This window comes from Dyadobacter sp. HNCC25DJ185 (assembly GCF_056895195.1).
Map to the genome: position 1 here is coordinate 51,029 of NZ_JBXHAR010000009.1, position 23,867 is coordinate 74,895.

At 47.3% G+C, this 23,867-nt stretch carries 21 protein-coding genes; 19 read left to right on the top strand and 2 right to left on the bottom strand.

Annotated elements, in window-relative coordinates; translation table 11 throughout:
• Window positions 1-530: 530 nt before the first annotated feature.
• The 3 genes from AC1XUF_RS24230 (at window position 531) to AC1XUF_RS24240 (ending at window position 3,861) form a co-directional block, all read left to right on the top strand.
• Entirely contained in the window at window positions 531-1,316 is a 786-nt protein-coding gene (locus AC1XUF_RS24230; protein ID WP_483344439.1) for a response regulator transcription factor, read from the top strand.
• Window positions 1,317-1,330: 14 nt separating this feature from the next.
• The gene (locus AC1XUF_RS24235; RefSeq protein WP_483344440.1) at window positions 1,331-2,161 is read left to right on the top strand and encodes an alpha/beta fold hydrolase; all 831 of its coding nucleotides are present in this window, start codon (window positions 1,331-1,333) and stop codon (window positions 2,159-2,161) included.
• Between the two features lie 917 nt (window positions 2,162-3,078).
• Window positions 3,079-3,861 (top strand): hypothetical protein, encoded by a 783-nt coding sequence (locus AC1XUF_RS24240; protein ID WP_483344441.1) that lies wholly within the window; start codon window positions 3,079-3,081, stop codon window positions 3,859-3,861.
• Between the two features lie 121 nt (window positions 3,862-3,982).
• On the opposite strand, the gene AC1XUF_RS24245 is transcribed toward AC1XUF_RS24240, so the two are convergent.
• Window positions 3,983-5,050: an SDR family oxidoreductase gene (locus AC1XUF_RS24245; RefSeq protein ID WP_483344442.1), complete on the bottom strand. Its 1,068-nt coding sequence runs from the start codon at window positions 5,048-5,050 to the stop codon at window positions 3,983-3,985.
• Window positions 5,051-5,188: 138 nt separating this feature from the next.
• Here AC1XUF_RS24245 and AC1XUF_RS24250 point away from each other — a divergent pair, with 138 nt between their 5' ends.
• The 9 genes from AC1XUF_RS24250 (at window position 5,189) to AC1XUF_RS24290 (ending at window position 16,127) form a co-directional block, all read left to right on the top strand.
• A complete protein-coding gene (locus tag AC1XUF_RS24250; protein ID WP_483344443.1) occupies window positions 5,189-5,770 on the top strand; it encodes a Crp/Fnr family transcriptional regulator in 582 nt (193 codons plus the stop codon).
• A gap of 137 nt (window positions 5,771-5,907) precedes the next feature.
• Window positions 5,908-6,315: an EthD family reductase gene (locus AC1XUF_RS24255; RefSeq protein ID WP_483344444.1), complete on the top strand. Its 408-nt coding sequence runs from the start codon at window positions 5,908-5,910 to the stop codon at window positions 6,313-6,315.
• 369 nt (window positions 6,316-6,684) lie between these two features.
• On the top strand, window positions 6,685-7,251 hold the full coding sequence (locus AC1XUF_RS24260) for a dihydrofolate reductase family protein (protein ID WP_483344445.1): 567 nt from the start codon (window positions 6,685-6,687) through the stop codon (window positions 7,249-7,251).
• Window positions 7,252-7,406: 155 nt separating this feature from the next.
• Window positions 7,407-8,219, top strand: coding sequence for an oxidoreductase (locus tag AC1XUF_RS24265; RefSeq protein WP_483344446.1), 813 nt, complete (start codon window positions 7,407-7,409; stop codon window positions 8,217-8,219).
• A gap of 5 nt (window positions 8,220-8,224) precedes the next feature.
• Window positions 8,225-8,794 carry a Crp/Fnr family transcriptional regulator gene (locus AC1XUF_RS24270; protein WP_483344447.1) on the top strand — a complete coding sequence of 190 codons (570 nt, stop codon included), beginning with the start codon at window positions 8,225-8,227 and terminating at the stop codon, window positions 8,792-8,794.
• A gap of 264 nt (window positions 8,795-9,058) precedes the next feature.
• Window positions 9,059-9,652 (top strand): RNA polymerase sigma-70 factor, encoded by a 594-nt coding sequence (locus tag AC1XUF_RS24275; protein WP_483344448.1) that lies wholly within the window; start codon window positions 9,059-9,061, stop codon window positions 9,650-9,652.
• Window positions 9,653-9,800: 148 nt separating this feature from the next.
• A complete protein-coding gene (locus AC1XUF_RS24280; RefSeq protein WP_483344449.1) occupies window positions 9,801-10,979 on the top strand; it encodes a FecR family protein in 1,179 nt (392 codons plus the stop codon).
• Between the two features lie 253 nt (window positions 10,980-11,232).
• A complete protein-coding gene (locus AC1XUF_RS24285; protein ID WP_483344450.1) occupies window positions 11,233-14,496 on the top strand; it encodes a TonB-dependent receptor in 3,264 nt (1,087 codons plus the stop codon).
• A 20-nt stretch (window positions 14,497-14,516) separates the two neighbouring features.
• Window positions 14,517-16,127, top strand: a complete 1,611-nt coding sequence (locus tag AC1XUF_RS24290; RefSeq protein ID WP_483344451.1) for a RagB/SusD family nutrient uptake outer membrane protein — start codon at window positions 14,517-14,519, stop codon at window positions 16,125-16,127.
• 71 nt (window positions 16,128-16,198) lie between these two features.
• Here AC1XUF_RS24290 and AC1XUF_RS24295 read toward each other — a convergent pair whose 3' ends face one another.
• Entirely contained in the window at window positions 16,199-16,372 is a 174-nt protein-coding gene (locus tag AC1XUF_RS24295) for a hypothetical protein (protein ID WP_483344452.1), read from the bottom strand.
• Between the two features lie 96 nt (window positions 16,373-16,468).
• On the opposite strand from AC1XUF_RS24295, the gene AC1XUF_RS24300 reads away from it, so the two are divergent.
• From AC1XUF_RS24300 to AC1XUF_RS24330, 7 genes are read left to right on the top strand one after another with little or no spacing between them, the layout of a single operon-like run.
• On the top strand, window positions 16,469-16,615 hold the full coding sequence (locus AC1XUF_RS24300; RefSeq protein WP_483344453.1) for a hypothetical protein: 147 nt from the start codon (window positions 16,469-16,471) through the stop codon (window positions 16,613-16,615).
• 18 nt (window positions 16,616-16,633) lie between these two features.
• Complete coding sequence (locus AC1XUF_RS24305) at window positions 16,634-16,861, top strand: 2TM domain-containing protein (RefSeq protein WP_483344454.1); 228 nt, start codon at window positions 16,634-16,636, stop codon at window positions 16,859-16,861.
• Between the two features lie 5 nt (window positions 16,862-16,866).
• Window positions 16,867-17,433: a cupin domain-containing protein gene (locus AC1XUF_RS24310; protein WP_483344455.1), complete on the top strand. Its 567-nt coding sequence runs from the start codon at window positions 16,867-16,869 to the stop codon at window positions 17,431-17,433.
• A gap of 13 nt (window positions 17,434-17,446) precedes the next feature.
• Entirely contained in the window at window positions 17,447-18,019 is a 573-nt protein-coding gene (locus AC1XUF_RS24315; protein WP_483344456.1) for a carboxymuconolactone decarboxylase family protein, read from the top strand.
• A 56-nt stretch (window positions 18,020-18,075) separates the two neighbouring features.
• Window positions 18,076-19,239, top strand: coding sequence for an efflux RND transporter periplasmic adaptor subunit (locus tag AC1XUF_RS24320; RefSeq protein WP_483344457.1), 1,164 nt, complete (start codon window positions 18,076-18,078; stop codon window positions 19,237-19,239).
• Window positions 19,240-19,246: 7 nt separating this feature from the next.
• Window positions 19,247-22,438 (top strand): efflux RND transporter permease subunit, encoded by a 3,192-nt coding sequence (locus AC1XUF_RS24325; protein WP_483344458.1) that lies wholly within the window; start codon window positions 19,247-19,249, stop codon window positions 22,436-22,438.
• Window positions 22,435-23,844, top strand: coding sequence for a TolC family protein (locus tag AC1XUF_RS24330; protein WP_483344459.1), 1,410 nt, complete (start codon window positions 22,435-22,437; stop codon window positions 23,842-23,844). Before AC1XUF_RS24325 ends, AC1XUF_RS24330 begins: the two co-directional genes overlap by 4 nt.
• Window positions 23,845-23,867 lie beyond the last annotated feature (23 nt).

Sequence of the window (23,867 nt, forward strand, 5' to 3'; positions counted from 1 at the left end):
TATCTGCTTTCACTAAAAATGGATCTCATCCGGTGATCAAAGCTTCAATCGGTTCATCCTGCAATCATTAATTATTCTCTGGGCACTCCTGCTCGAATAATCGAGGTCTACGTCAGCTATGCACCGTGAGCTTATGGCGTAAAAAAAGTGGCCCATTATTCAGTTTCCATCCCCAAGCCGTCCCAAGGCTACTATAAACTTCCCTATCAAATGGGTTAAAATTCGGTTAAAATTTTAACAGGAGGCAGCTCACTGAATATTCGCAATTGATAAGTTTTCAGATATTCAGCATACTGAATGTTCTATAAAAACCGCAATTTAACTACTTGATAATCAATTATTTAATACACAAATCTCGTTCTAAAAAATTAGTCTTGTTTTTAATTGAATTCTATGATATTTAGATTACAGACTTTCATACAAGTCTCAACTCTGAGCTGACGAAATTAATCGACCAGTAGCCTTGCCACAATACTCATTTATAAGTAATTTGTAGTTGTCTCCGCTCGTCACCTCGAGCTTACGCCCCTATGAAAAATAAACTACTCTTGACTTACCAGGATCATTTGGATATTTTGACAAAGCAGCCTCAAAGCAGCGCTTGGGACTATGGCTTGTATCTACAGGAAACGCAAATTCTTCAATCTTTTGCCGAGGTTTCTTCAACATCAATTTTCTTGCTAGATTACACTACCAAAACTTATCCGATGCTCGGGCAAAGTATAAAACAGGTTATGGGACATTCTAGGGATGCCTTTTTAGAAGGTGGCCTAGAGTTCATGCTGAATCAATACCTTGATTTTGATATACTTAACAAGCATATCTTTCCAGATCAGGTGAGAATTATCGATCAGCACGGTTCAGAAAATCTTTCACATTTGAGATTCTCCAAAAGTTATCGGTTCAGGAATGCCCAGGGCGTTTATAGAACGATATTGCAAAGGCATTCAATGGTCAGTACGAAAGATGGAAAATTTCCTGTCGCCATTTTCGGTTTTACCTGGGATATTACTGACTATACGGAAAATGGGAAGGTGATTCATCAGATAGAGAAATACGAAAAAGAAAGTAGAGAATGGACAATGCTGCTTTCCAAAGAATATTATCCCGATATTGACCAGAAACTTCTTCTCAGTAAAAGGGAAATAGAAATATTGAAGTGGGTAGTGGAAGGGCTGGGGAGCAAGCAGATTGCGGATAAATTGTTTTTAAGTTTCAATACTGTGAATACCCACAGGCGTAACATGCTTCGAAAAACGAACTGCCTAAATTCAATGGAACTACTTCGGTACGCAATTGAAAATAAACTTATATAGTCACAAATACTTCTATGACTGAATTGTCTGCGGTTCATCATAAACTGACAATTAATGGCAGGAAGCTGCATTATCTCGACAGGAAAGGCGAAACAGAAAAAACAATCGTCTTCATTCATGGCAGAATGATGTCTTCGGAATGTTGGGAAAAACAATTTGAAAGTGATGCACTTTCTGATTTTCGTCTCATTGCAATTGATTTACCGGGTCATGGCCTATCCGATAAAAATGATTCTTATTGCTTTCAGGAATTTGTAAATATTATTGTGGAAGCTATTTGGAAATTGGAACTGCGAAACTTTATTCTAGCTGGTTTGTCGATTGGTGGACATATTGTTTTAAATGCACTGCCGGAATTGGATCATTGCCGCGGTGTTTTTTGTATGACAATGCCAATTGAAAAGCCGATGCGGCCGGATCTAATGTACCGGAATCAGGATGTGCTCAATAAAGCATACTGTGATAAACCAATTTCGAAGCACGTTGAGGATTATCTTTCAATGCTATTTCGTCCGTCAGTAAAAGAAGTTCCGGATCTTGTCCGCAATGCGTTCTATCAAGCAGATTCCTTGATTCATGATGGAATTTTATCGGGAATTATAAGAGGTGACTACAAAGATGAAATCGAAATAATTAAGCAAGCGAAAGTGCCAGTACTCATTGTGGTCGGGTCAGAAGATCAGATTCATGCATTGGCATACCTTGACATTTTCAAATCAAGAATTCCGACAGCAACTTACAAATCAATCCCCAAAGCCGGCCACTTGCTGAACTGGGAGAATCCAGATGAAATAAATCAGTCATTGCGACAGTTTGCCAATACTACAATGATTTTTTTGCACTAAATCGTGATAATTTCGAATCAAGTAGAAGACACTATATAGAATTGGTATACAACTCACTCCTTCCAATTAAATAATAATATTTGAGAATATATTAGAATATTCTAACTCCAAAAAAACCCTTGTTTCAAATCGGGTTTCCATGTTATATCTGTCAGGATAAGCCAATAAAATGCTACTTCACACACAAAATCTGGCATCAATTTTGCCAGAAAATTATCCTTCAAAGCCCAAATTTTTGATTAATATAGTATCAACATTTGTTCTGTTTGCACCGGCCCAATACCATTGATTTTCTGTTTTTTGTTAGTACGCAGACCGCCCATTTTCGCTATTTCAGCTTCCTTTGTAACCAACCCCTCACCGGTTCATCATACCACTTCCAACTCACAAAAACCAACCCGATCGCCCCTCCCGTTGTTATACTCACCCATGACACGTAAAATCATGCGGCTTTCTGCCGGGACTGTTATTGCTCATTAAATAATCACTTACCTCAATTGCACCTGCAACCGGCCCATTTGAAAAAGCAATTTATATAAATCCACAGGGAAGTCGTCGTATAATTTACAGGCTTTGCAATGCAAGTTACGCAACAGATATAAGGTGAGAGCAGAAAGACCCGGGGCAATATGGTTGTGAGAGATTAAAAACTATCCCCAGGGAAATCGGGCAAGCCTCTGGCTCCTGGGATATGCGAGAGCCAGAGGCTCGCCCGATTTCATATCTCCGGATTTCAATCCGGAGAAGCCGGAGAAGCCGGAGAAAGCCCGGCCCGGCCGGTTTCCCCATAACGTGAAAGCTAACCAGTAGTTTTTGACACTGATAGCGCATCCAACTAAAATTACCTACATTGCCGCCCGTGCAACTATTTGCTGCCTCATGCCGAGGTGTCCTTTCAAACTGTACTCCCAAACACATTGAAAAAACTTTCATTTAGCCTGCTGATCATCGCTATCGGCTCTGTATTTCAAATAGTGAATGCCCAGCGATGGGAGCAAGTCGGTAAAAAAGGAGACTGGGAAAGTACCGTAGCGGTGGTTGCCCTGAACAGTCATCTCTACAGTATCGAAAAGGACGGGACCTTATTCCAGACGGATAAACAGGGCACCTACGAGCAGTTAGGCAAGAAAGGCGATTTTGATAACGCCGATGTATTGGTAACGATGGACGGCGAAATATGGACTGTTGAAGATGGCTCTTTGTACCGGACTAACCCCACTACGGTAGCCTGGAAGCAGGTTGGCACAACCGGCGATTGGAAAGATACCGAAGCAATGGTTGCTCTGAAGGGAAAACTATATAGCATCGAAACCAGTGGCACCCTCTACGAAACGGCTAAAAGCGGCACCTGGAAACAAATTGGCGGCGACGGCGAATTTACCAATGCCGACATGCTGGAGTCCATGGGCGATTACCTGTGGACCGTTGAAAATGGTACGCTGTACAAAACCAGCATCGCGGCCATGCGCTGGCAGCAGGTTGGCGCAAAAGGGGATTGGGAAAGCACGGTAGCGATGGTGGCCGACCGGGGGTTTCTGTGGAGTGTCGAAAAGGACGGCACGCTCTACAAAACGGATATGAGCGGTAAGTATGAGCAAGTGGGCGAGCGCGGGCTCTTAAAGGATGTAACGCTCATCGTGGCTTTGGATGGTATGTTGTACGTCGTCGAAAACGGGACGTTATACCGCACCAAGGGCTAATTGGCCATGGGGCAATTTCCACCTTATTGTGCGTGAAGTTTTATGTGGCGTAAGGGCATTTGATTTTAACAACCCTTACGCCTGGTTATTTTCCGCAATGCTCTCTGAGGTTTACGAAATCCTAGGGAATCAAATGCTCCGATCTCAGCTTTTCGAATAAATTAAAAAAAGAGTCACGTGTATCCTGGTACTCCTTGAAACCAAGCTTGCGGCTTTTGGACATATCCGTCATGACCTCCATCGGCCGGCCCAGGTCAAGATCGGTGTGCCAGGCGGAAGCCAGACGATTGATATCGGATTCTTTCAGGCTGTATCTGTCCGCAATCTCTTTCCAGGCCGGAGCGTCGCCCGCCATTTCTTCTTCCAAAGGATGGATAACATCATCAAAACCGGCGGATTCGATTGCAAACCAATCTGCAATTTGTTCCCAAAGCCACTTCCAGCGGAAAACATCCCCGTTGGCAACATTGAATGCCTCATTGTGAGCGGCCTCAGTGGTGGCCGCCCAGATCATATGTTCGGCAAGAAGCTGCGCGTCCGTCACATCCGATAACCCGTTCCATTGCACAGCCGATCCCGGGAATTGAAATCGTCTTCCCGTTTCCTTACAAATGCTCGCATAAACGGCAAGCGTAGTGCCCATATTCATCAAATTGCCAACCGCTTTGCCCACCACCGAATGCGGCCTGTGAATACTCCAGCTGAAACCGTCCCGGTCCGCAGCCGCGTAAACTTCATCTTCCTGCGCATAATAGAAGTTTTCGAGATCCAGTCTCGGATGCTCCTCACGAACAGGTGTTTCGGGCAAAGTACCCGCCTTTGCATACGCTTCAAAAGGTCCCAGATAATGTTTTAGTCCGGTTACCAATGCAACATGCTGCACCGACTTTTTGGGAGAAAGACATGCCAGCAAATTTCTGACCATCGCGCTGTTGACACGGATATTTTCGGCCTCCGTATCATGGCGCATCCAGCTCGTAAGGAAAACGTGGGTCGGCGTGACGCCGGCCAGCTTAGCTGCCAAATCGACGGTACTGAGCAAGTCGGCTGCAATAGGTTTCAAGCCTGCAATATTGGGATTGGGATTACGGGAGAGGCCATAGGTAATCCAGCCTTTTTCAATCAATTTTTCGGCGAGGTTACTTCCGGTAATACCGGTAGCGCCCACCACCAATGCAACATTTGTCATCTATATTAAATTTTGAAAAGCTTAATCTGTTGTCACAAAGGTACCAGTTGCGAAAGCGATGGAAATTGACCTGTGTCAACTCATGCACTTGATCTAAATCAAGCGTTCATATCTTTGCCAGCAACAAACAGTTTAGCCATGATTGATGTACTTTTTCAGCACATTCAGAAAAAAGTTTCGCTTTCAGACCCTGATAAAGAAGCGATAAAGGCCTTTTTTGTTTCCAAAAAACTAAGAAAACGGCAGTATTTGTTGCAGGAGGGCGATGTGTGCAAACATTTGGCCTTTGTATCGAGAGGATTGCTTCGTACTTACAATGTAGATGACAAAGGCGACGAGCACATGAGTGTCTTCGGTTGGGAGGGATGGTGGTTGTCCGATTTCAACAGCTTCCTGTCGGGCGAACCAGCGGTTTTTAACATTGATGCCATCGAAGATTCGGAGTTGTTGCTGATATCCCGGGAAAATTATGAAGCATTAACGGAGACTGTCCCAATTATGGATCGCTATTTCCGTATACTTTACCAAAATAGTATTGTTACAAAGGAGCGGCGACTGATGAGTTCGATTACCCATTCTGCCGAACAAAAGTATGTTCAATTGGCTGAATCAAACCCAAAGATGATCGAGCGCGTCCCTCAAAACCTGATCGCTTCTTACCTGGGTATTGCTCCGGAAACCCTGAGCCGCATTAAAAAGAATCTGGCCTCGCGGGAATAGCCCGCTAAAATTTATATTTGGCTGTTGATTGAAACACATTTGCGACATTTAAGTCACTGATGCATAATACGCTGCCAACATTTAGAAACCTCAGATAAATTCGCCGGATATAATTTTATCACTTAAATAAACCAACCATGAAATTGAAACTACTTGTATCGCTTTTCCTTTTAACCACTTGTTCAACTGCATTTAGCCAGGAAAAACAGAACGCGGCTGTTGTTGAAAAAGGCCTCATCAAAGTATCTGTCATGTACCCTTATGCCGAAGGCATAACCTTCAATATGGAATATTATGAAACCAGGCATATGCCTATGGTAGCAGGGTTTTTGGGATCCAATTTGATTAAATACACCATTGAAAAAGGCGTCGCCAGCGGTATCCCCAACCAACCACTGCCTTTTATGGCCATTGGTACATTTTATGTAAAAAGCCTGAGCGAATACCAAGCAGCAATTGCGCCCAACAGGGACGCCATCCGTGCGGATTTTGCAAATTACACCAATATCAGTCCCGTCATTTTGGTGAGTGAGGTAGTAAAGTAAATCCCATTAATTCCGCGGTGATTCCGCGAAAGACCAATGCGCGGCGCTTGATCAGCCATTGGTTTTTTTTATGACATGGCATGAATCTTTTTAGTCGGGTTTCCATTGCGCGTGGTGGATGGTACCGGGTTTGTTTCTGCCAGGTGTTTCAGGGTATGATCCTCCATCTGTATTTCTTTGGTTGTTCACCTGGTCGTCTCGTGATATGCCTGCCGTGGGACAGGCAGGCCCCGCTCAGGTGGCAGAGATCCATCCATAATTGGCTCCATAGCCCCCCTTGGTTGTCCCGAAACCCCATAAATATTCTGTTGCTCAGGCGATAGTTTTGTGCCTGAATTTCCTTTCAAAACAAACACAATACATTCCAAAATGAGAAAGCTGGTTTTATTTGCCCACATTTCCCTTGATGGTTTTGCCGGAGACATCAACGGCGGCCTTGGGTTTTTGACATATGATGGGGAGCTGCAACAATATGCAGGGGAGCTAGTAGAAACAGTGGGCGCTCCTGTGTACGGCAAAAACACTTACCACTTAATGGCAGGTTACTGGCCCACCATCTTAAACGACCCCAATGCAGGCGGGCATGAATCAGCACATGCGAAATGGGTGCACGAAATTCCCAAAATTGTCTTCTCGACAACATTGGAAAGTGCGGATTGGAATAATACGACATTGATCAAAGACAACATCGTAGAAGAGGTGAACAAACTGAAACAGCAGCCGGGCAAAGACCTGGTGATATTCGGCAGCCCCGGTCTCGCCAAAAGTTTGATGAACCTCGGGCTGATAGACGAGTACAAGCTGACCCTGCATCCTGTGATCATGGGAGAAGGGATCAGTTTGTTCGACACCAATACAAGGAGGAGTAATTTGAAATTGCTGGAATCAAAAACGCTGGGCTCGGGTGTCGTTACATTACATTATACCACCCGTTGACTCCTGATAGGCCCCTGACGAAACGAGTGCCCGAATGCCAGGGATGATCCGTTCACCTCTGGGCTGACACACCGGATCGCTTTTTGTCAAATGACAAATTATTCCATTTCCTATAGCGGCACCTTTGCCCTATATCTGATATAAAAATCGAAAAAATGGGAAAGACAGTCTTAGTTACAGGGGCCTCGGCAGGAATAGGGAGAGCAACAGCCGTAGATCTGGCACAAAATGGCTACCAAGTGTATGGTGCGGCCCGCAGAATTGAAAAAATGCAGGATTTGAAGGCATACGGAATAAAGCCAATTTCTTTGGATGTTACCAGGGAAGAAAGTCTTATCGCGTGTGTTGAACAAATTTTGGGAGAGACAGGAAGCATAGACATCCTGGTCAACAATGCGGGATCGGGCTATTATGGTGCGCTGGAAGATATGCCGATATCCGACGCGAAATATCAGCTGGAAGTAAACCTTTTTGGTGTCGCCCGCCTGACGCAATTGGTGCTGCCAACCATGCGGAAAAATCACTTCGGGAAAATCGTCAATATTTCATCGGTGGGTGGTAAGGTAACGTTGCCCCTGGGCGGGTGGTATCACGCAAGTAAATTTGCCATTGAGGGTTTGAGCGATGCACTTCGCAAAGAAGTAAAACCCTTCGGGATCGATGTGATTGTCATCGAGCCGGGAGGCACAAAATCAGAAATGGTGGCACTTGGTTCCGAATACATGATGAGCGTTTCGGGAAACACGGCATACGGTCCATTGGCCAAAGGCGTAAGTAAAATGTACGCCACGATCGAAAAGGACGCTGCCGAACCGGCCGTCATTGCAAAACTCATCAGAGAGGGGATCGAGGCGCACAACCCAAAAACCAGATATGTGGGTGGCTCGGGAGCAAAACTGATGCTGTTTTTCAGGAAAATGTTGTCGGATAAACTATTTGACAGAATGGTAATGAGCCAAATGAAATAGTCGCCATGGACGCACTTATCAAGCATTTACTGCAATTCGGCAATCTGAACACCACGCAAATTGACTTGATCAGCAGTAAAGTTGTGTTTAAAGAAATCAAAAAAGACGAATATTTTCAGGAAGCCGGGAAAATACCCCGTGAGATTATTTTCTTGACTGAAGGGATCATGAGAATTTGTTATTACAATAACAAGGGCGATGAGATTACAAAGTATTTCATGGAGGAAAACCATTTTTTGGCTGACATCAATAGCTACAATCAGGAAATCCCATCGACTGAATATATCCAGGCTGTTACAGATTGCTCGTACATCGTTTTTTCCAAAAATGCAATGAGGGAGTTGTCGATGACGATCATCGAATGGGATCACATCATTGCGAAAATAACCGCCAAGGGTTTGGCAGATAAAGTGAATAAGATCAGCCCCATGATGTCGGAGGACGCGAAAGAGCGCTATCTCTCCTTTCTTGAAAAATTCCCAGGCCTGGCTCACCGTGTGCCGCTTTCTTATCTGGCTTCCTATCTCGGAATCACGCAATCCTCACTTAGCAGGATAAGAAGAAGTATTCGGTGAAACCGTTTTGCATTCCTCCATATCAATTCTGTTACGAACACATCAGAATTGGTACCGCACTTGTCGGTATGCCAGGCAAACTTAATGATGCCAAATCCAGGACGGTTATGATAAGCACGCAGCGGACCGTGAGGGACAGGCCCCGAGACCGGACTACCCAGTGGCAAGAACCGGATCCGCTGCGGTTTATTTGTAATAATCTTCCATTTTTAGAATAAAATTCTGCTATTTTGTATTTTACTGTTTTTCTATTCCGTATTGGGTGTGCCAGAAAAAAGTATAAGTACAGAGAAATCGTTGCTGCTGGCTTCATCTGAAGCGGATCAGCAGGCTTTTGCTTCGCTTTTTCATCTTTACAAACACAAGCTCTACGCCTACTTGCTCGGCCTCACCAAAGCGGAAATGCTGGCGGAGGACATCGTGCAGGATGTATTTATGAAGCTCTGGAACGATCGTCAGGCGCTGGCCCACATTGATAATTTCGGAAGCTATCTCTTTCGGATGTCGAAAAACCATGTGATCAACCATTTTCGCAGAATGTCGCACGAGACGCTGATCATTGCCGAAATGTTTCAGGTCGATCCATCGCATAATCACACAGAGGATATGGTGGCGATGAGGGAAACCGAAAAATTGATCGGTGAGCTCATTGACAAACTTCCGGCGCAGCAAAAACTGATCTACCGCCTGAGTCGTGAGGAAGGCAAAACCCACGAAGAAATAGCAAGCCTCCTCAAAATTTCCCCGAATACCGTCAAAAATCACCTGGTTCAGGCTATGTCCACAATCCGCACGCAGCTTCGCAGCCACGCGGATGCATTCATCTTCCTCGCATGCGCGGCGGCGTTCATGAAATAATTTTTATTTTTTTTAATCCCCACTAGTCCCCCGGAACCTCCCATTTGTCTTTTATTTGGCGATACGTCAAATCGACGTATAAAGCATTGGCAAAAACGACCATCAGCCGAATACAAAATAAGCGACCTGGCATAATTTAGAATAATTGATGTATACGGAAAGGATACGTGATCTGACGAGCAAATTTTTTGAAGGCACGTGCAGCGAAGCCGAGAAGCAAGAGCTCGCACGCTGGATAAAAGAAAATCCTGATCACGTACTCGCTGGCGCGCTGGAAAACGAATGGGATACATTTGAAAGCGGGATCAGAATGCCCGGGCAAGTTTCCGACAGGATCCTGGCAAACATCCTTCCCGCATCTTCCATGGAAGAAGAAGCGCAGGAAAACATACCAGCGCGTTTTCTCTGGTACAAAATGGCTGCGGCCGCAATCGTGGTTCTCTCGCTCGGGTTATACTGGTGGCTGGAAAGGTCCGAAAAACGGCTCGCTCAACAACCGGCGGCCAAAGTTCAGCTTGCAGACATCCCTCCTGGCGGGAATAAGGCGATCCTTACACTCAGCGATGGATCGAGCATTGTGCTCGACAATGCGAAAAATGGGAGCCTGGCCAGTCAGGGAAATACCCGGATCAGTAAATCCGGCAAAGACGAGCTCATTTATGATCCTTCGGGACGCAACGACGGGGCGGTTGTTTTTAATACCGTCACCACGCCGAAGGGTGGGCAGTACCACGTGGTGTTGCCCGACGGTTCGAAAGTATGGCTCAATGCTGCGTCGAGTTTAAGGTTCCCGACTGTTTTTACCGGCAGGGAGCGTAAAGTGGAAATCACCGGAGAAGTCTATTTCGAAGTCGCGCACAATGCCGCGATTCCTTTCCTGGTACAGGCAGGCAGTACGGAGATCGCCGTATTGGGTACTCACTTCAATGTAATGGCCTATGCGGATGAAAATGTCTTGAAAACGACGCTTCTAGAGGGCTCGGTGAAAGTAAGCCGGGCTGGCAGGTCAGCCATGTTGTCGCCGGGGCAGCAGGCGCGGATCAGGAACATTTCCGGCAACATTCGTGTCGTCGCCGACGTGGATACCGATAAAGAAATGGCCTGGAAAAACGGCTACTTTCAATTCCAGGACGACAATCTGGAAAATATCATGCGGCAGATTTCCAGATGGTACGATGTGGAGGTGACCTATGAAGGAGACCCTGGGAAAGAAACCTTTACGGGGCGTTTGCCGCGAAACGGGAATGTTTCCAAAGTCTTGAAAATACTGACGCTAAGTGGCGTGAAATTCAGAATTGAAGGAAAATCAATTATTGTGACACCGTAAAACCAACCCGTAAATATATGGCAAAATAGCACCAGCAGCATGTAGGAAAAAAGGTGCTGCCTCTAAAAAAGAGCGGGAACGTTGGCGCGCTCCCGCTCAAAAGAGCCGGCATTACTTCGCAATTGTCTCAAACCGTTCAGTAACAACTCAAATCAAAATTATGAATCACAACTCTTTTTTCCAAAAGAGGGGAAGGCCGTCGTATATAGCCGACGGTTACCATCGCCTCCTGGCAACCAAAACCATTTTGGTTATGAAATTAATCTTCACTTTTTGTCTGGGATTTTGCATACAGGTGAGCGCCAGCAGCTCGGCCCAGAAAATCACGCTGGTGGCACAAAATGCCTCCCTGGAAAGGGTTTTGAAAGACATCGAAAGGCAGAGCGGTTATTCTTTCTGGTATAAAACCGAGCTGATGTCGAAGGCCGAGAGGATTACCGTTTCAATCAAAGACAGCGATCTGGAAGAGGCACTCAAGAAAGTCCTGAAAAACCAGCCCTTCGATTATTCGATTGTAGATCAAACGGTTGTACTTCAACCCCGAAAGCTGCCAAAGGTAGTCCCGCCGGTAAAGCAGGTCCTGGAAATCATCAAAGGCCAGGTGCTCGGCTCCGACGGCAAACCTTTGATCGGTGTTACTGTGGTTGTTAAGGCCAGTAAATTGGGTACAACCACCGATGCAGACGGGAACTTCTCGGTGAACGCTGCCGAAACCGACGTGCTCGTTTTCTCTTACATTGGTTTTGACACGAAGGAAGTATTGGTAGGCAAGCAAAGCAACATTTCCGTTTCGCTTTCAGAAAGTAACACCACTTTGGGCGAGGTTGCCGTAGTGGGTTACGGTACCCAGTCACGGAAGACACTTACCAGTGCTGTGACTACGGTTAAAGCGGAAGAAATGAACAAAGGGGCCATCACAGATGTAGGCCAGCTTTTGCAAGGCAAAGTGCCGGGGTTGAACATCACGGCCAATGGCGACCCGAACAAACCCGCTGCTGTCGTACTTCGCGGCGCGTCTACCATTAACAGTTCGCAGGGACCGTTTTATGTGATCGACAATATCCCGGGTGCCGATATCGCAACCATTGCACCAGACGATATCGCTTCGATCGATATTCTCAAAGATGCCGCCGCGACGGCAATTTATGGAAACCGTGCCGCGAACGGCGTGATTATGGTGACGACAAAAAGAGGCAAAAAAGGGGAGTCGAAGGTTACTTATAATGGTTTTGTAGGAATTGAGAAGGTTTCTAATAAACTGGATATGATGACGGGCGCGCAGCTGCGGACGTTTCTTGACAACAATGGCGTTGGCCTGTCTCCCAAAGACGACCTGGGAGCTGACACAGACTGGCAATCGGCAGTCCAACGGAAAACCGCGGTTTCTACAAATCACAACATTTCATTCAGCGGCGGGAATGACCATAGCACTTACAGCGCCAGTTTGAACTACGTAAACAAGGAAGGCATTATGTTGAATAGCTCTTTAAAACGCTTCATAGGACGTTTATCGCTCCAACAATACGCATTCAAAGACAAAATCAAGTTCGGACTGACTGTTACAAACTCAAATAGTACAGCCAGGGATATTCCTTTCCGTAACACTGTTCTGCTTCAATCTGCGCTTCATTTACCGGTTTCCCCCGTTAAAAATGCAGATGGAAGTTATTTTGAAAATCTGGACCACACAGATTATTACAATCCTGTGTCCATGATCCACAACAGCGAGAACAGTACCAAAACCAATAACCTGACCGGAAGTTTCACTACCGAGGTGAAGTTGCCGTTCGGTTTACTCTATAACCTGAATTTATCCTACCTGAATACTACCTCACTGGGAGGCACTTATTATAACAAATACTTCACGGATCATTACAATAACATGTATGACAATCCCGAACCTGGATTGGGATATCATACCCAGCAATCATTTGGCGCCAACGGACAGGCAAACAGGAGTTCATATCGTAATTCAAGTAAAATCCTTGAAACATTCCTGACCTGGAATAAGGAATTTGGCGATCATTCGCTAAACGCCGTTGTCGGTTATTCATGGCAGGATTACATTATCGGTGAAGGTTTTCAGGTTACAACCAGTAATTTGCCGGTTGATAACATCAGTTATAACAACCTGGCATTGAGCAACCCGTATGGCATTTCAGGTTTCCAGATCGGTTTTGGAGTGGACGGAATTTACCAGCAGACACGTTTGATCTCCGACTTCGCGCGGCTTAATTACAATTTCAGAAACAAATACCTTTTGCAGGGATCCGTAAGAAGGGATGGCAGCTCGGTTTTTGGGAAAAACAACCAATGGGGCTATTTCCCGTCGGTGGGCGCAGCATGGAGGGTCAGCGAAGAAGAATTCATGGGCGGACAGAAAATTTTCAGTGACCTTAAGTTGCGTGCGAGTTATGGCGTGACTGGTAATGCCACAGGCTTTGGAGCATATACAACCAAATTTTTGTCGGGAAGCCTTGGGACTTACTATTACAACGGGACACTTACAGCAGCCCTTGGGCCAACGCAGGCAGCCAACGCGGATTTGAAGTGGGAGAAAACAGCGACCAGCAATCTCGGACTGGACTTTGCTGTGCTGAACGGCCGGCTGAGCGGTACTTTGGAATTATACAATAAAAACACGACTGGTATGATTTATTCCTATAGCGTGGATCCGATCCTGGTACCTACGGGCAAAATCACGACCAATGGGGGAAGTATCAATAACAAAGGGATAGAGCTGAGCCTGAGCGTAGTTGTTTCCGATAAAGGCCCGTTCAAATGGTCGACGGGATTGAATTTGGCCCACAACAAAAATACGGTAACAAGCCTTTCAAACCCGCTTTTTGCAGGGGGTGATTCCGTGTTACTTGCTTATCCGGAAGGTTTGGGGCAGTCGAGCCATTCGCTTGAAATCCTTAAAGCAGGAAAACCGCTTGGTCAGTTTTTCTCTCTGCAATATGCTGGTAAAAACGCAGATGGCGTTTCACAGTTTGTCGGGGGAGATGGTCAATTGACGACGACCCCCTCCATCGGGGTTGACTACAAGTACATTGGCAATGCACAGCCAAAACTGCTGGCCGGCTGGACAAACAACTTCCGTTACAAAAACTTTGACCTGAATGTTTTCCTGCGGGGCGCTTTTGGGAATAAGATATTCAACGCCACACGTGCGGATTTGTTCAGGCCAAACACCGCGCAATACACCAACATACTGGCTGACGCGGCAGGCGAATCCATGGCCGACTATAACTCGTATCAGTACTCTTCCAGGTTTGTCGAAAGCGGAAGCTATCTGCGATTTGACAATGCTACTCTGGGTTATAACTTCAAAAACATCGGTTCAGGCATGAAAAACCTGCGTATCTATACTTCCGTAAACAACCTGTTTGTGATTACGAAGTACACTGGCGTAGATCCTGAAATTAATCAGGGCGGACTTGCTCCAGGCGTAGATTCGAACAACTTCTATCCTAAAACAAGAACTTTCCTTTTAGGAGTGAATGTATCATTCTGATTTTCAAAAATTTAGATCTCATGAAAAAGACATATATCAAAACAATCCTTTCGGCGATTTTGCTGGGAACCTTGGTTTCCTGCCATGACCTGGATGTACCCGTAACGTCCGAGTTGACACCCGATGTTTTCCCTACTGACGTATCGCAGTTTATCAGCGCGGCCGGTCCGGCTTATGTAGCACTCCGCGGGAATATTTCGGTCGAATTTTTTCACTTACAAACTTTAAGTACCGACGAAGCCATATTTCCTGCCAAGGGCGGTAACTGGTATAATGGCGCGGAGTTTAAGGACCTGCATTTGCATACCTGGACAAAAGACCACAGTACAGTAACAGGAAACTGGACATGGCTGAGCACCATCATCGGGACAGTTAACCAATCACTTGCAATCCTGGAAACCAATATGCCCGAAGGGACATCCAAAAGCCAGAGCCTGGCCGAACTCAAAATGGTGCGCGCACTTGCCTATTTCTGGATGATGGACAGTTTTGGAAACGTGCCCATTATCACGACTTACGGAGATTACAGCGCGCACCCCAACGCAAAACGTGCAGAAGTCTTTACATTTCTTGAAACCGAGATCAAAGCTGCGCTTCCTGATTTGAGCGACGCAGTGGATATTTCGACTTACGGACGTCCAACCAAATACCTTGCCCAGGCTTTGCTGGCCAAGATGTATCTCAATGCCGAAGTATACACAGGAACTTCCCGTTATGCAGAGTGCATCGCCGCCTGTGACGAAATCATCAATTCCGGTAAATTCGCGCTGGAACCCGCCTCTTCATATCTGAAAATGTTTTATCCCGACAACGGTCCTGCCATGAAGGAATTCATTTTTGCAATTCCTTTTGACGCAACGGCTACCAATAGTTTCCCTTTCAGGGCTACTAACCTGCATTCGCGCTATGACGTCCCGAGAGGCATGGTTGCAAAATTCAAGATGCCGTTTACGCCTGATGCGGCGGTAAGCACGCTGCCGGAATTTTACAAATATTTCAACGACGCAACCGATATCAGGAATAAGGAATGGCTCACAGGTCTGCAGTATTACGACGACGGCAGGCCTGTAACCGTGACGACTACGAAGAAAGGCTATGACCAGTTTTATGCCGGTTCGGATCCTTCCGCTCCCTATACTTATCAGATCAACATTACGCCGGAAGTTATTTTGAGACAGGACGTTGCTTCTTTCGATGTCGGAAACGACGAGCTTGCCTGGAATATGGGTTACCGCAATATAAAGTTCCATCCGGATGCTACTTCCCTTAACAGAAACCAGAACAACGACGTACCCATTTTCCGTTATTCCGATGCCATCCTCATGAAGGCGGAGGCGATCCAAAGAGGTGGCACCGCCACTTCCGGGGCAACCGCATTATCTCTGGTTAATTCGATCAGGACAGCGAGGCAGGCAACGCCGTTTTCGGCTGTAACGCTTGAAACGATTTATGAGGAAAGGGCACGCGAGTTTGCCTCAGAAATGTGGCATAGAAACGACATGATCCGCTATGGAAAATTTGAAAATAAATGGGGATATAAAACGGATGCCGACATAAACAAACGTATTTTTCCAATCCCCAATTCGGCCATGCTTTTGAATCCCGCACTGGTGCAAAATCCCGGTTACTGATCTTTAGTCAGCAATCTCGGGAACTATATAAAAGCCGCCATTAGACGGGGTCGAAATGTTTTCGACCCCGTTTAATGCTTTCTGACGCCCAGGTGACAGTTTCCATCGGGCTGCCTCAATTCCGTCATCTTTTGCCATGCATATCTGAATACCTCAAGTGTGAGTCCGGTCACACTTTTTTTGTGATTTACGTCCTTTTCCAGACGGTGTGCGATGTCGTAAATTTGTACAGGAAGTTGATTCATACCGGAATGAAGTTTCTTACCCCCAAAATCCTGGGTTCCGATTGGGTCAGATCACCCGCATTTATTTCTGTAACTGCAAGGCAAGATTAGCTATAAATGTTGCATGATACCGGAAGCTGTGCCTGGTTCATGGAGCATTTCAGCATCAACCCGCCGGAACAAAACGATGCGTATAAATGGATCATTCGCCGGTACAGACAAAATTTCGAAAGCAGGCAAACCAAACCGATGGAACACCGTTAACCAAAAAAACTGAGATTTATGAGAAATCAAACTAACCTGGATGCACCTGCACCTGTCGATCCGAGGAAGGGTTTCAGGATCCATTTGCTCGTTTTCCTCCTCGTCACTCCGGCTATATGGGCAGTATGGTACTTGACGGACAGGTCCTATCCCTGGCCGTTGTGGTCTACACCCGCCTGGGCGATAGGCATATTGTTCCATTACCTGGGGGTATATGTTTTCAAGAAAAGAATAGTTAAAAAGTAACAAGCATGGAGCAGCAAAAAACATTCAAGCGCATTGTGACAGGTCACGATGCGGACGGGAAAGCCATTATCCTGTCGGAAGCTTCGCCTGAGCGGACCTATATGATCGGCGGCCCGCATGGTGCCAGGTTTCATGAGGTTTGGAGTACCTGGCAGTCACCGGCATTGGTCGGCAGCAGGCCGGAAGATCCCGATGAAACCAGCCTGGTATTGGCCCCACCCAAAGGCGGCACGCGCATCAGGGTTATTGATTTCCCACCCGAAGGGGAAGAGATCCGGAATCTTAGCAAAGAGGAAGCGGCAGCTAAATTCAAATCTATGGGCGGTGAGAAAGCGTCCACATCCGGAGAGGGAGCTGCACACCCTTTGATGCACCGAACCCAAACCATCGACTACGGGATTGTGCTGGAAGGTGAGCTGACATTGATCGTCGACCGGGGCGAAACAACGGCCAAAGCCGGTGACATCATCATCCAGCGCGGTACCAACCACGCCTGGGCCAACCGGTCGGGCGAACCCTGCCGCGTGGCCTTTATTCTGATTGACGGCCAGTTTACCAATGAATTACAATAAGTTAACACCCTATATGCGTATCAAACCTTTACCACCAGAAACACTCAATGCTGAGCTCCGCTACGTGCATGATGAGATCGCCGGTTTAGTGGGTAGAAGCCAGAGTCAGGTCGTGATGATCGACGAGCAGGGTGCATTATTGGGGCCTTTTGCCCCGATGCTGCATTTTCCGCAGTTTGGTATCCCGGCTTTAAGTTTTCTCCGGACCCTGGACACCCACGCAACGCTTGGGAAGACGGTGCGAGAAGTGGCAATCCTGACAGTCGGCGGTGCTTTTGGTTCGCGGTTTGAGCTATATGCCCACGAGATCATGGCCGAAGCTTTTGGCCTTTCGCCCGGCATTATCGCCTCACTTGCAGCCGGTAGTCACCCCAACGGGTTAACCGAGCAGGAAACCATTGCGCATGACATGGCTTATGCGCTCGTCAACAGCCGCATTATTCCCGATTCAACTTATAACCATGCGGTGCAGCTGCTTGGAAAAGACGGTGTAGGCGAACTCCTATTTTTGATCAGCGGCTACTGCCTGATCGCCGTGATTTTAAACGGATTCGACATGCCCGCTCCCGAGAGGAGTGTATCATGACAAAACATTCAGTGGCTTCTTACGTACTCAACGAAAATCTGTAATCCAGTCAGGAAATGGGAAAGCGGTTCATATTCAAATTAGCTGACATCGTCACTTGTTTGTCAGTTGCCTTTTTGGTGGCCTGCTCCGGTAATGAAAAACCTCAAACGGCGCAGCCTCCGACAAGTGTACCGGTTGTAAGCCTGAGTGCCGGTCAAGTCACGACCTATCATGATTATCCCGCAAGCATTGAAGCCGTCGCAAACGTCCAGATCAGGCCGCAGGTGAATGGTTATATCGATCGTGTTTTGGTGGATGAAGGCGCTTTTGTCAGGAAGGGGCAAATGCTTTTTAAGATCAATGAGCTGCCTTATCGCGAGCAGCTAAATGCCGCGATCGCGGGTATGCACCTTGCCGAAGCATCGCTGATCAATGCGCAGATCGAGACGGATAAACTCAAACCATTGGTACAAAACAAGGTCATATCAGATTATCAGCTCAAAATCGCAGAAGCTGCATTGCAAATGGCCAAAGCCCGGCTCGAACAGTCACAGACCGCCATTGCATCGACCAAAATCAATCTGGGATACACCACGATACGAGCGCCTGTGAACGGATATGTGGGCCGGTTAATGAAAAAGCAGGGCACACTGGTAGCGCCATCCGATCCCGCTCCTTTGACCGAACTATCGGATGTTTCTCAGCTGCACGTTTACTTTTCGCTGAGCGAGCAGGATTTTGTCCATTTCAAAGCACAATACCCGGGTAATTCGTTAAGCGAAAAAATCAAACATGTACCAGAAGTGGATCTTATTCTCAGTGACGATAGCATCTTTAGCCAAAAAGGGAAAATAGACGTTTTTGACGGTCAGTTTGATAAAAATACCGGTTCGATCACGGTCAGGGCGAGTTTCCCGAACCAACAGGGATTACTCCGGTCCGGTAATACGGGCAAGGTCAGGCTTGGTCTCAATCATCGCGATGCGGTGCTGGTCCCTTCGGCGGCGACGCTGGAAATGCAGGACAAAGTATTTGTATTTGCATTGGATGACAAAAACAAAGTGAGCAGGTTAGCCATTCAGATTGTGGGCAAAAGCGGCAGCAGTTACCTGGTGAAGGAAGGACTCAAGGCGGGCGACCGGATCGTGATGCGTGGCATGGACCATTTGCAGGAAGGTCAAACCATCAATCCGGAAATGTTGGTGACGTATAACAACCCTCGTTCGGTACTCAAATAGACGCATCATGATCGCAAAACTGATAGACCGGCCTGTACTTGCTACCGTCATTTCGGTGATCCTGGTTATTCTTGGGTTACTCGGACTCAAAAGCCTGCCCCTTCAGCAATTCCCGGATATCGCACCGCCCGCAGTTCGGGTTAACGCGGTTTACCCAGGCGCCAATGCAGAAACGGTCCTCAGATCAGTTGCCCCGGCGATTGAAGAATCCATCAATGGTGTCGAAGGAATGACTTACATGAGCTCGACGGCCAGCAATGACGGCTCGCTCGCCATCACGGTTTATTTCAAGCTGGGAACGGACCCTGATCAGGCGGCCGTGAATGTGCAAAACCGGGTAGCGCAGGCGACCAGCAAATTACCGGCAGAAGTGATTCAGCAAGGCATTAACACGGCCAAACAACAAAACAGCCTGATCATGGTGCTCACGCTGTATTCCGAAAACAGTAAATCCTATGATCAGACCTTTCTGGCCAACTATGCGCAGATCAACCTGATACCCGCCATTAAACGGATACCGGGCGTGGGGCAAACATTCATACTTGGTTCCAATCAGGATTATTCCATGCGGGTATGGCTGGATCCGACTCAAATGGCCACCTATTATCTGACGCCAGGCGATGTCAATGCGGCCATTCAGGACAAAAGTCTGGAATCGGCCCCAGGCAAGTTCGGCGAAAGCAGCGAGGAATCTTTCGAGTACGTGATCAAATACAAAGGCAAGCTGAATAAGCCGGAAGAATACGAAAACATTGCAATTCGTGCCCATGCCGACGGCTCCATGCTCCGACTGAAAGATGTCGCCAGAATAGAATTCGGTTCATACTCCTATGGCAGCAAATCACGCGTCAAAGGCCGTACAGCACTCCCCATCGGCATATTTCAGCTGCCGGGCTCGAATTCCAGTGAGATCCAGATTGCGGTCAAGGCCTTTTTGGAAAAGTCTTCCAAGGATTTCCCCAAAGATGTCAGGTACATGGTCATTTATAACACCAAAGATTCTTTGGACCAATCCATTGCGCAAGTGGAGCATACTTTGCTGGAAGCTTTTGTACTCGTCTTCATTGTTGTTTTCCTCTTCCTTCAGGATTTCCGGTCCACACTCATACCTGCCATTGCAGTGCCCGTCGCCATTCTGGGAACGTTCTTTTTTATGTCCTTTTTTGGGTTTACCATCAATCTGCTCACCTTGTTTGCATTGATCCTCGCCATTGGGATTGTCGTGGATGACGCGATTGTGGTCGTCGAAGCCGTGCATGCCAAAATGCAATATGAACACCTGTCACCCAAAGCGGCAACCGTCTCGGCCATGAGCGAGATTACCGGCGCGATTATCTCCATCACATTGGTGATGGCAGCCGTATTTTTGCCGGTCGGGTTTCTGGAAGGCTCTACGGGCGTTTTTTACCGGCAGTTTGCATTTACGCTGGCGATCGCGATCGTTATTTCCGCGGTGAATGCTTTAACGCTCAGTCCCGCCCTGGCTGCTCTCTTTCTGAAATCCAGTCATCCGCAAACCAATGAAACAGTCAGGAAGGTAACATTCAAGGAAAAGTTTTTTGCGGGATTTAACTGCGGTTTCGACAAACTTACTTCCAGGTATACCGCGAGTCTGGATTACCTGATCCGGTACAAATGGGCAAGTATGAGCGGACTTTTGCTGGTGGTGGCGGCGACGGTGTGGATGGTAAACCGGACACCCTCGGGCTTTATTCCCGCAGAAGATCAGGGGTTTATTGCTATATCGCTCTCCATGCCAGCCGGTGCTTCATTGGACAGGACCGATAAAGTAATGGCCGAAGCTGAGAAATTATTAGCGTCTGTCGAGGCGACGAAGGAGGTACTGGTCGTAGGCGGATTTAATTTCCTGACATTATCCATCAGTCCATCCGCAGGTATCTCTTTTGTACTTTTGAAACCAACCGACCAGCGGGGAAATGTCAAAGATATCAACGCCGTTGTCGATACGGTCCGCCAAAAATTAGCTACCATCAAAGGGGCCGATTTCTTTGTGTTCACCTTTCCAACGGTACCCGGTTTCAGCAACGTGGATGGTCTTGACCTCGTCCTGCAGGACAAGACGGGCGGCAGGCTCGACAAATTCAGCGGCATCAGCAGGCAATTCATCGGCGAGTTGATGAAACAACCCGAAATCGGCGTGGCATTTACCACTTTCCGTGCCGACTACCCGCAGTTTGAAATGGAAATTGACAATATGAAAGCGGAACAATTGAGTGTGGGTACCAAAGACATCCTGGCCACCATGCAGGGTTATTTCGGTAGTGCACAGGCTTCGGATTTCAACCGCTTTGGCAAATATTACCGCGTAATGGTACAGGCAGACAAAAAAGACCGCGCCGAGCTCTCTTCCATGGACGGGATATTGGTCAAAAACAAGCTGGGAAATATGGTCCCGCTCAATACATTGGTCAGGTTTAAAAGGGTTTACGGCTCCGAAACCGCTTCGCGGTATAACCTGTTCAATTCCATCAGCGTAACAGCCATTCCCAAGCCTGGGCAAAGTTCGGGCGACGCCATTAAAGCCATTCAGAAGGTAGCGTCTGAGCAGTTGCCTGCCGGTTATTCCTTCGAATTTTCAGGACAAACCCGGGAGGAAATCGCGTCCGGAGGGCAGTCTGCCGTGATCTTTGGTTTAAGCCTGCTGTTTATATATTTCCTGCTTTCCGCTCAATACGAAAGTTATATTCTTCCTCTGGCCGTCATTCTTTCTATTCCAACGGGCATCCTCGGCGTATTTTTATCCATTGGGCTGGCCGGCATTGAAAACAACATTTATGTGCAGGTGGCACTGATCATGCTGATTGGTTTATTGGCCAAAAACGCCATCCTGATCGTAGAATTTGCCGTCCAGCGCAGGGCTGCCGGGTTGTCTTTGAAAACTTCCGCCATGGAAGCAGCACGGCTCCGCATCAGGCCGATTGTGATGACCTCTATTGCATTTGTGGCTGGACTGATTCCGATGATGTCGGCAAGCGGCCCCTCCGCCCAGGGTAACCATTCGATCAGCATTGGAGCCGCAGGCGGGATGCTATCCGGTGTGATGCTGGGGCTTCTGATCATCCCGGTACTGTTTGTCGTTTTCCAGGCTTTGCAGGAGAAAATTTCAGGAAAGCCTGTAAGTGTTATCGATGCGTCTGCAGATCAATTTGAATTAAGCGCTGTAAAACCAATCAGATGAAAAGAAGCATTACAACCCTACTGTTTCTGATTGTGCTGGTCGCAAGCAGCTGCAAAATTTCCAGGGATACCCCCAAAACCACCACAGCCCTGCCGGATCATTTTCGCGACCAGCCCGATCACGATACAACCAGCATCGCAGAACTTCCCTGGGACGCGCTTTTCACCGATACAACCCTTCAGAAACTGATCGCCAGCGCCATTGAAAAGAATTACGACATGCAGATTGCGCTAAAAAACATAGAGGCCGCGCAGTTGATTTCTGCACAGGTCCGGTTCAATTATCTCCCACAGGCTACATTGCAAATCAGCTCCAATAGCAGCCGGCCGTCGGACAATAGTTTGAATGGTTTAAGCCTTGATAAATTTCTGGGGACGAGCCACATTGAGGATTACAGTGCGGCAGTGAACTTGTCGTGGGAGGCGGATATCTGGGGCAAGATCAGAAACCAGCAGAAGGCTGCGCTGGCGGGTTATCTGCAAAGCAAAGAGGCCCGGAATGCGGTACAGACATACATTGTAGCCTCGGTAACCAAAGGATTTTATAACCTGCTGATGCTGGATGCCCAACTGGCAATTGCCCGAAAAAACGTCGCGCTAAACGACAGCACACTGGAAATGATCACGTTGCAATTCAATGCAGGCCAGGTGAGTTCACTGGCAGTTCAGCAGGCGCAGGCACAGCAGCAGCTTGCCATACAACTGGTCCCGCAGTTTGAGCAGGGTATCCACATGCAGGAAAATGCTTTGAAAATACTCACAGGAGAACTTCCCGGGCGTATCGAACGGTATCGGACATTTGATCAAATGGCGCTTCCTGAGCAATTATCAGCCGGAATTCCGTCTGGTATCGTCAGCCGGCGGCCCGATGTAAAAAGCCGTGAGCTGGCATTGGTTACCGCCAGCGCCAACATCGGCATGACCAAGGCAAATATGTACCCAGCGCTAAGAATTACGGCAAGTGGCGGTGTCAATTCCTTCTTGGCCAGCAACTGGTTCAACATACCGGCGTCATTGTTTGGCGCGGTTGCGGGCAGCGTGATCCAGCCGGTTTTCCAGCAAAAAAGGCTACGTACCCAATATGAAGTGGCGCAGGTGGAGCAGCAGCGGGCCGTAGCCGAATTCAGAAAATCGGTTTTGAATGCCATTGGAGAGACCTCCGACGCATTGGTCAGGATCGAGAAATTAAAAGAGCAGGAAAACACCGCCCGGCTACGCTCACAAAACCTTCGGCAGGCCACCCAAAATGCCCGGATGCTTTTTCAAAACGGCATGGCCAATTATCTGGAAGTCATCACCGCCCAGGGCAATGTACTCCAAAGCGAGCTTACGCTGACTAATATCAAAAGAGACCGGTTTCACGCCGTTACGGATTTATATGTAGCGCTCGGCGGTGGCTGGAAATAGCAAGTTTTAGACACAAGATTTTT

Coding starts and splice junctions, on each gene's coding strand:
- AC1XUF_RS24230 (WP_483344439.1), top strand. CDS start 531: ATGAAAAATAAACTACTCTTGACTTACCAGGATCATTTGGATATTTTG.
- AC1XUF_RS24235 (WP_483344440.1), top strand. CDS start 1,331: ATGACTGAATTGTCTGCGGTTCATCATAAACTGACAATTAATGGCAGG.
- AC1XUF_RS24245 (WP_483344442.1), bottom strand. CDS start 5,050: ATGACAAATGTTGCATTGGTGGTGGGCGCTACCGGTATTACCGGAAGT.
- AC1XUF_RS24250 (WP_483344443.1), top strand. CDS start 5,189: ATGATTGATGTACTTTTTCAGCACATTCAGAAAAAAGTTTCGCTTTCA.
- AC1XUF_RS24255 (WP_483344444.1), top strand. CDS start 5,908: ATGAAATTGAAACTACTTGTATCGCTTTTCCTTTTAACCACTTGTTCA.
- AC1XUF_RS24260 (WP_483344445.1), top strand. CDS start 6,685: ATGAGAAAGCTGGTTTTATTTGCCCACATTTCCCTTGATGGTTTTGCC.
- AC1XUF_RS24265 (WP_483344446.1), top strand. CDS start 7,407: ATGGGAAAGACAGTCTTAGTTACAGGGGCCTCGGCAGGAATAGGGAGA.
- AC1XUF_RS24270 (WP_483344447.1), top strand. CDS start 8,225: ATGGACGCACTTATCAAGCATTTACTGCAATTCGGCAATCTGAACACC.
- AC1XUF_RS24280 (WP_483344449.1), top strand. CDS start 9,801: ATGTATACGGAAAGGATACGTGATCTGACGAGCAAATTTTTTGAAGGC.
- AC1XUF_RS24285 (WP_483344450.1), top strand. CDS start 11,233: ATGAAATTAATCTTCACTTTTTGTCTGGGATTTTGCATACAGGTGAGC.
- AC1XUF_RS24290 (WP_483344451.1), top strand. CDS start 14,517: ATGAAAAAGACATATATCAAAACAATCCTTTCGGCGATTTTGCTGGGA.
- AC1XUF_RS24295 (WP_483344452.1), bottom strand. CDS start 16,372: ATGAATCAACTTCCTGTACAAATTTACGACATCGCACACCGTCTGGAA.
- AC1XUF_RS24300 (WP_483344453.1), top strand. CDS start 16,469: ATGTTGCATGATACCGGAAGCTGTGCCTGGTTCATGGAGCATTTCAGC.
- AC1XUF_RS24305 (WP_483344454.1), top strand. CDS start 16,634: ATGAGAAATCAAACTAACCTGGATGCACCTGCACCTGTCGATCCGAGG.
- AC1XUF_RS24310 (WP_483344455.1), top strand. CDS start 16,867: ATGGAGCAGCAAAAAACATTCAAGCGCATTGTGACAGGTCACGATGCG.
- AC1XUF_RS24315 (WP_483344456.1), top strand. CDS start 17,447: ATGCGTATCAAACCTTTACCACCAGAAACACTCAATGCTGAGCTCCGC.
- AC1XUF_RS24320 (WP_483344457.1), top strand. CDS start 18,076: ATGGGAAAGCGGTTCATATTCAAATTAGCTGACATCGTCACTTGTTTG.
- AC1XUF_RS24325 (WP_483344458.1), top strand. CDS start 19,247: ATGATCGCAAAACTGATAGACCGGCCTGTACTTGCTACCGTCATTTCG.
- AC1XUF_RS24330 (WP_483344459.1), top strand. CDS start 22,435: ATGAAAAGAAGCATTACAACCCTACTGTTTCTGATTGTGCTGGTCGCA.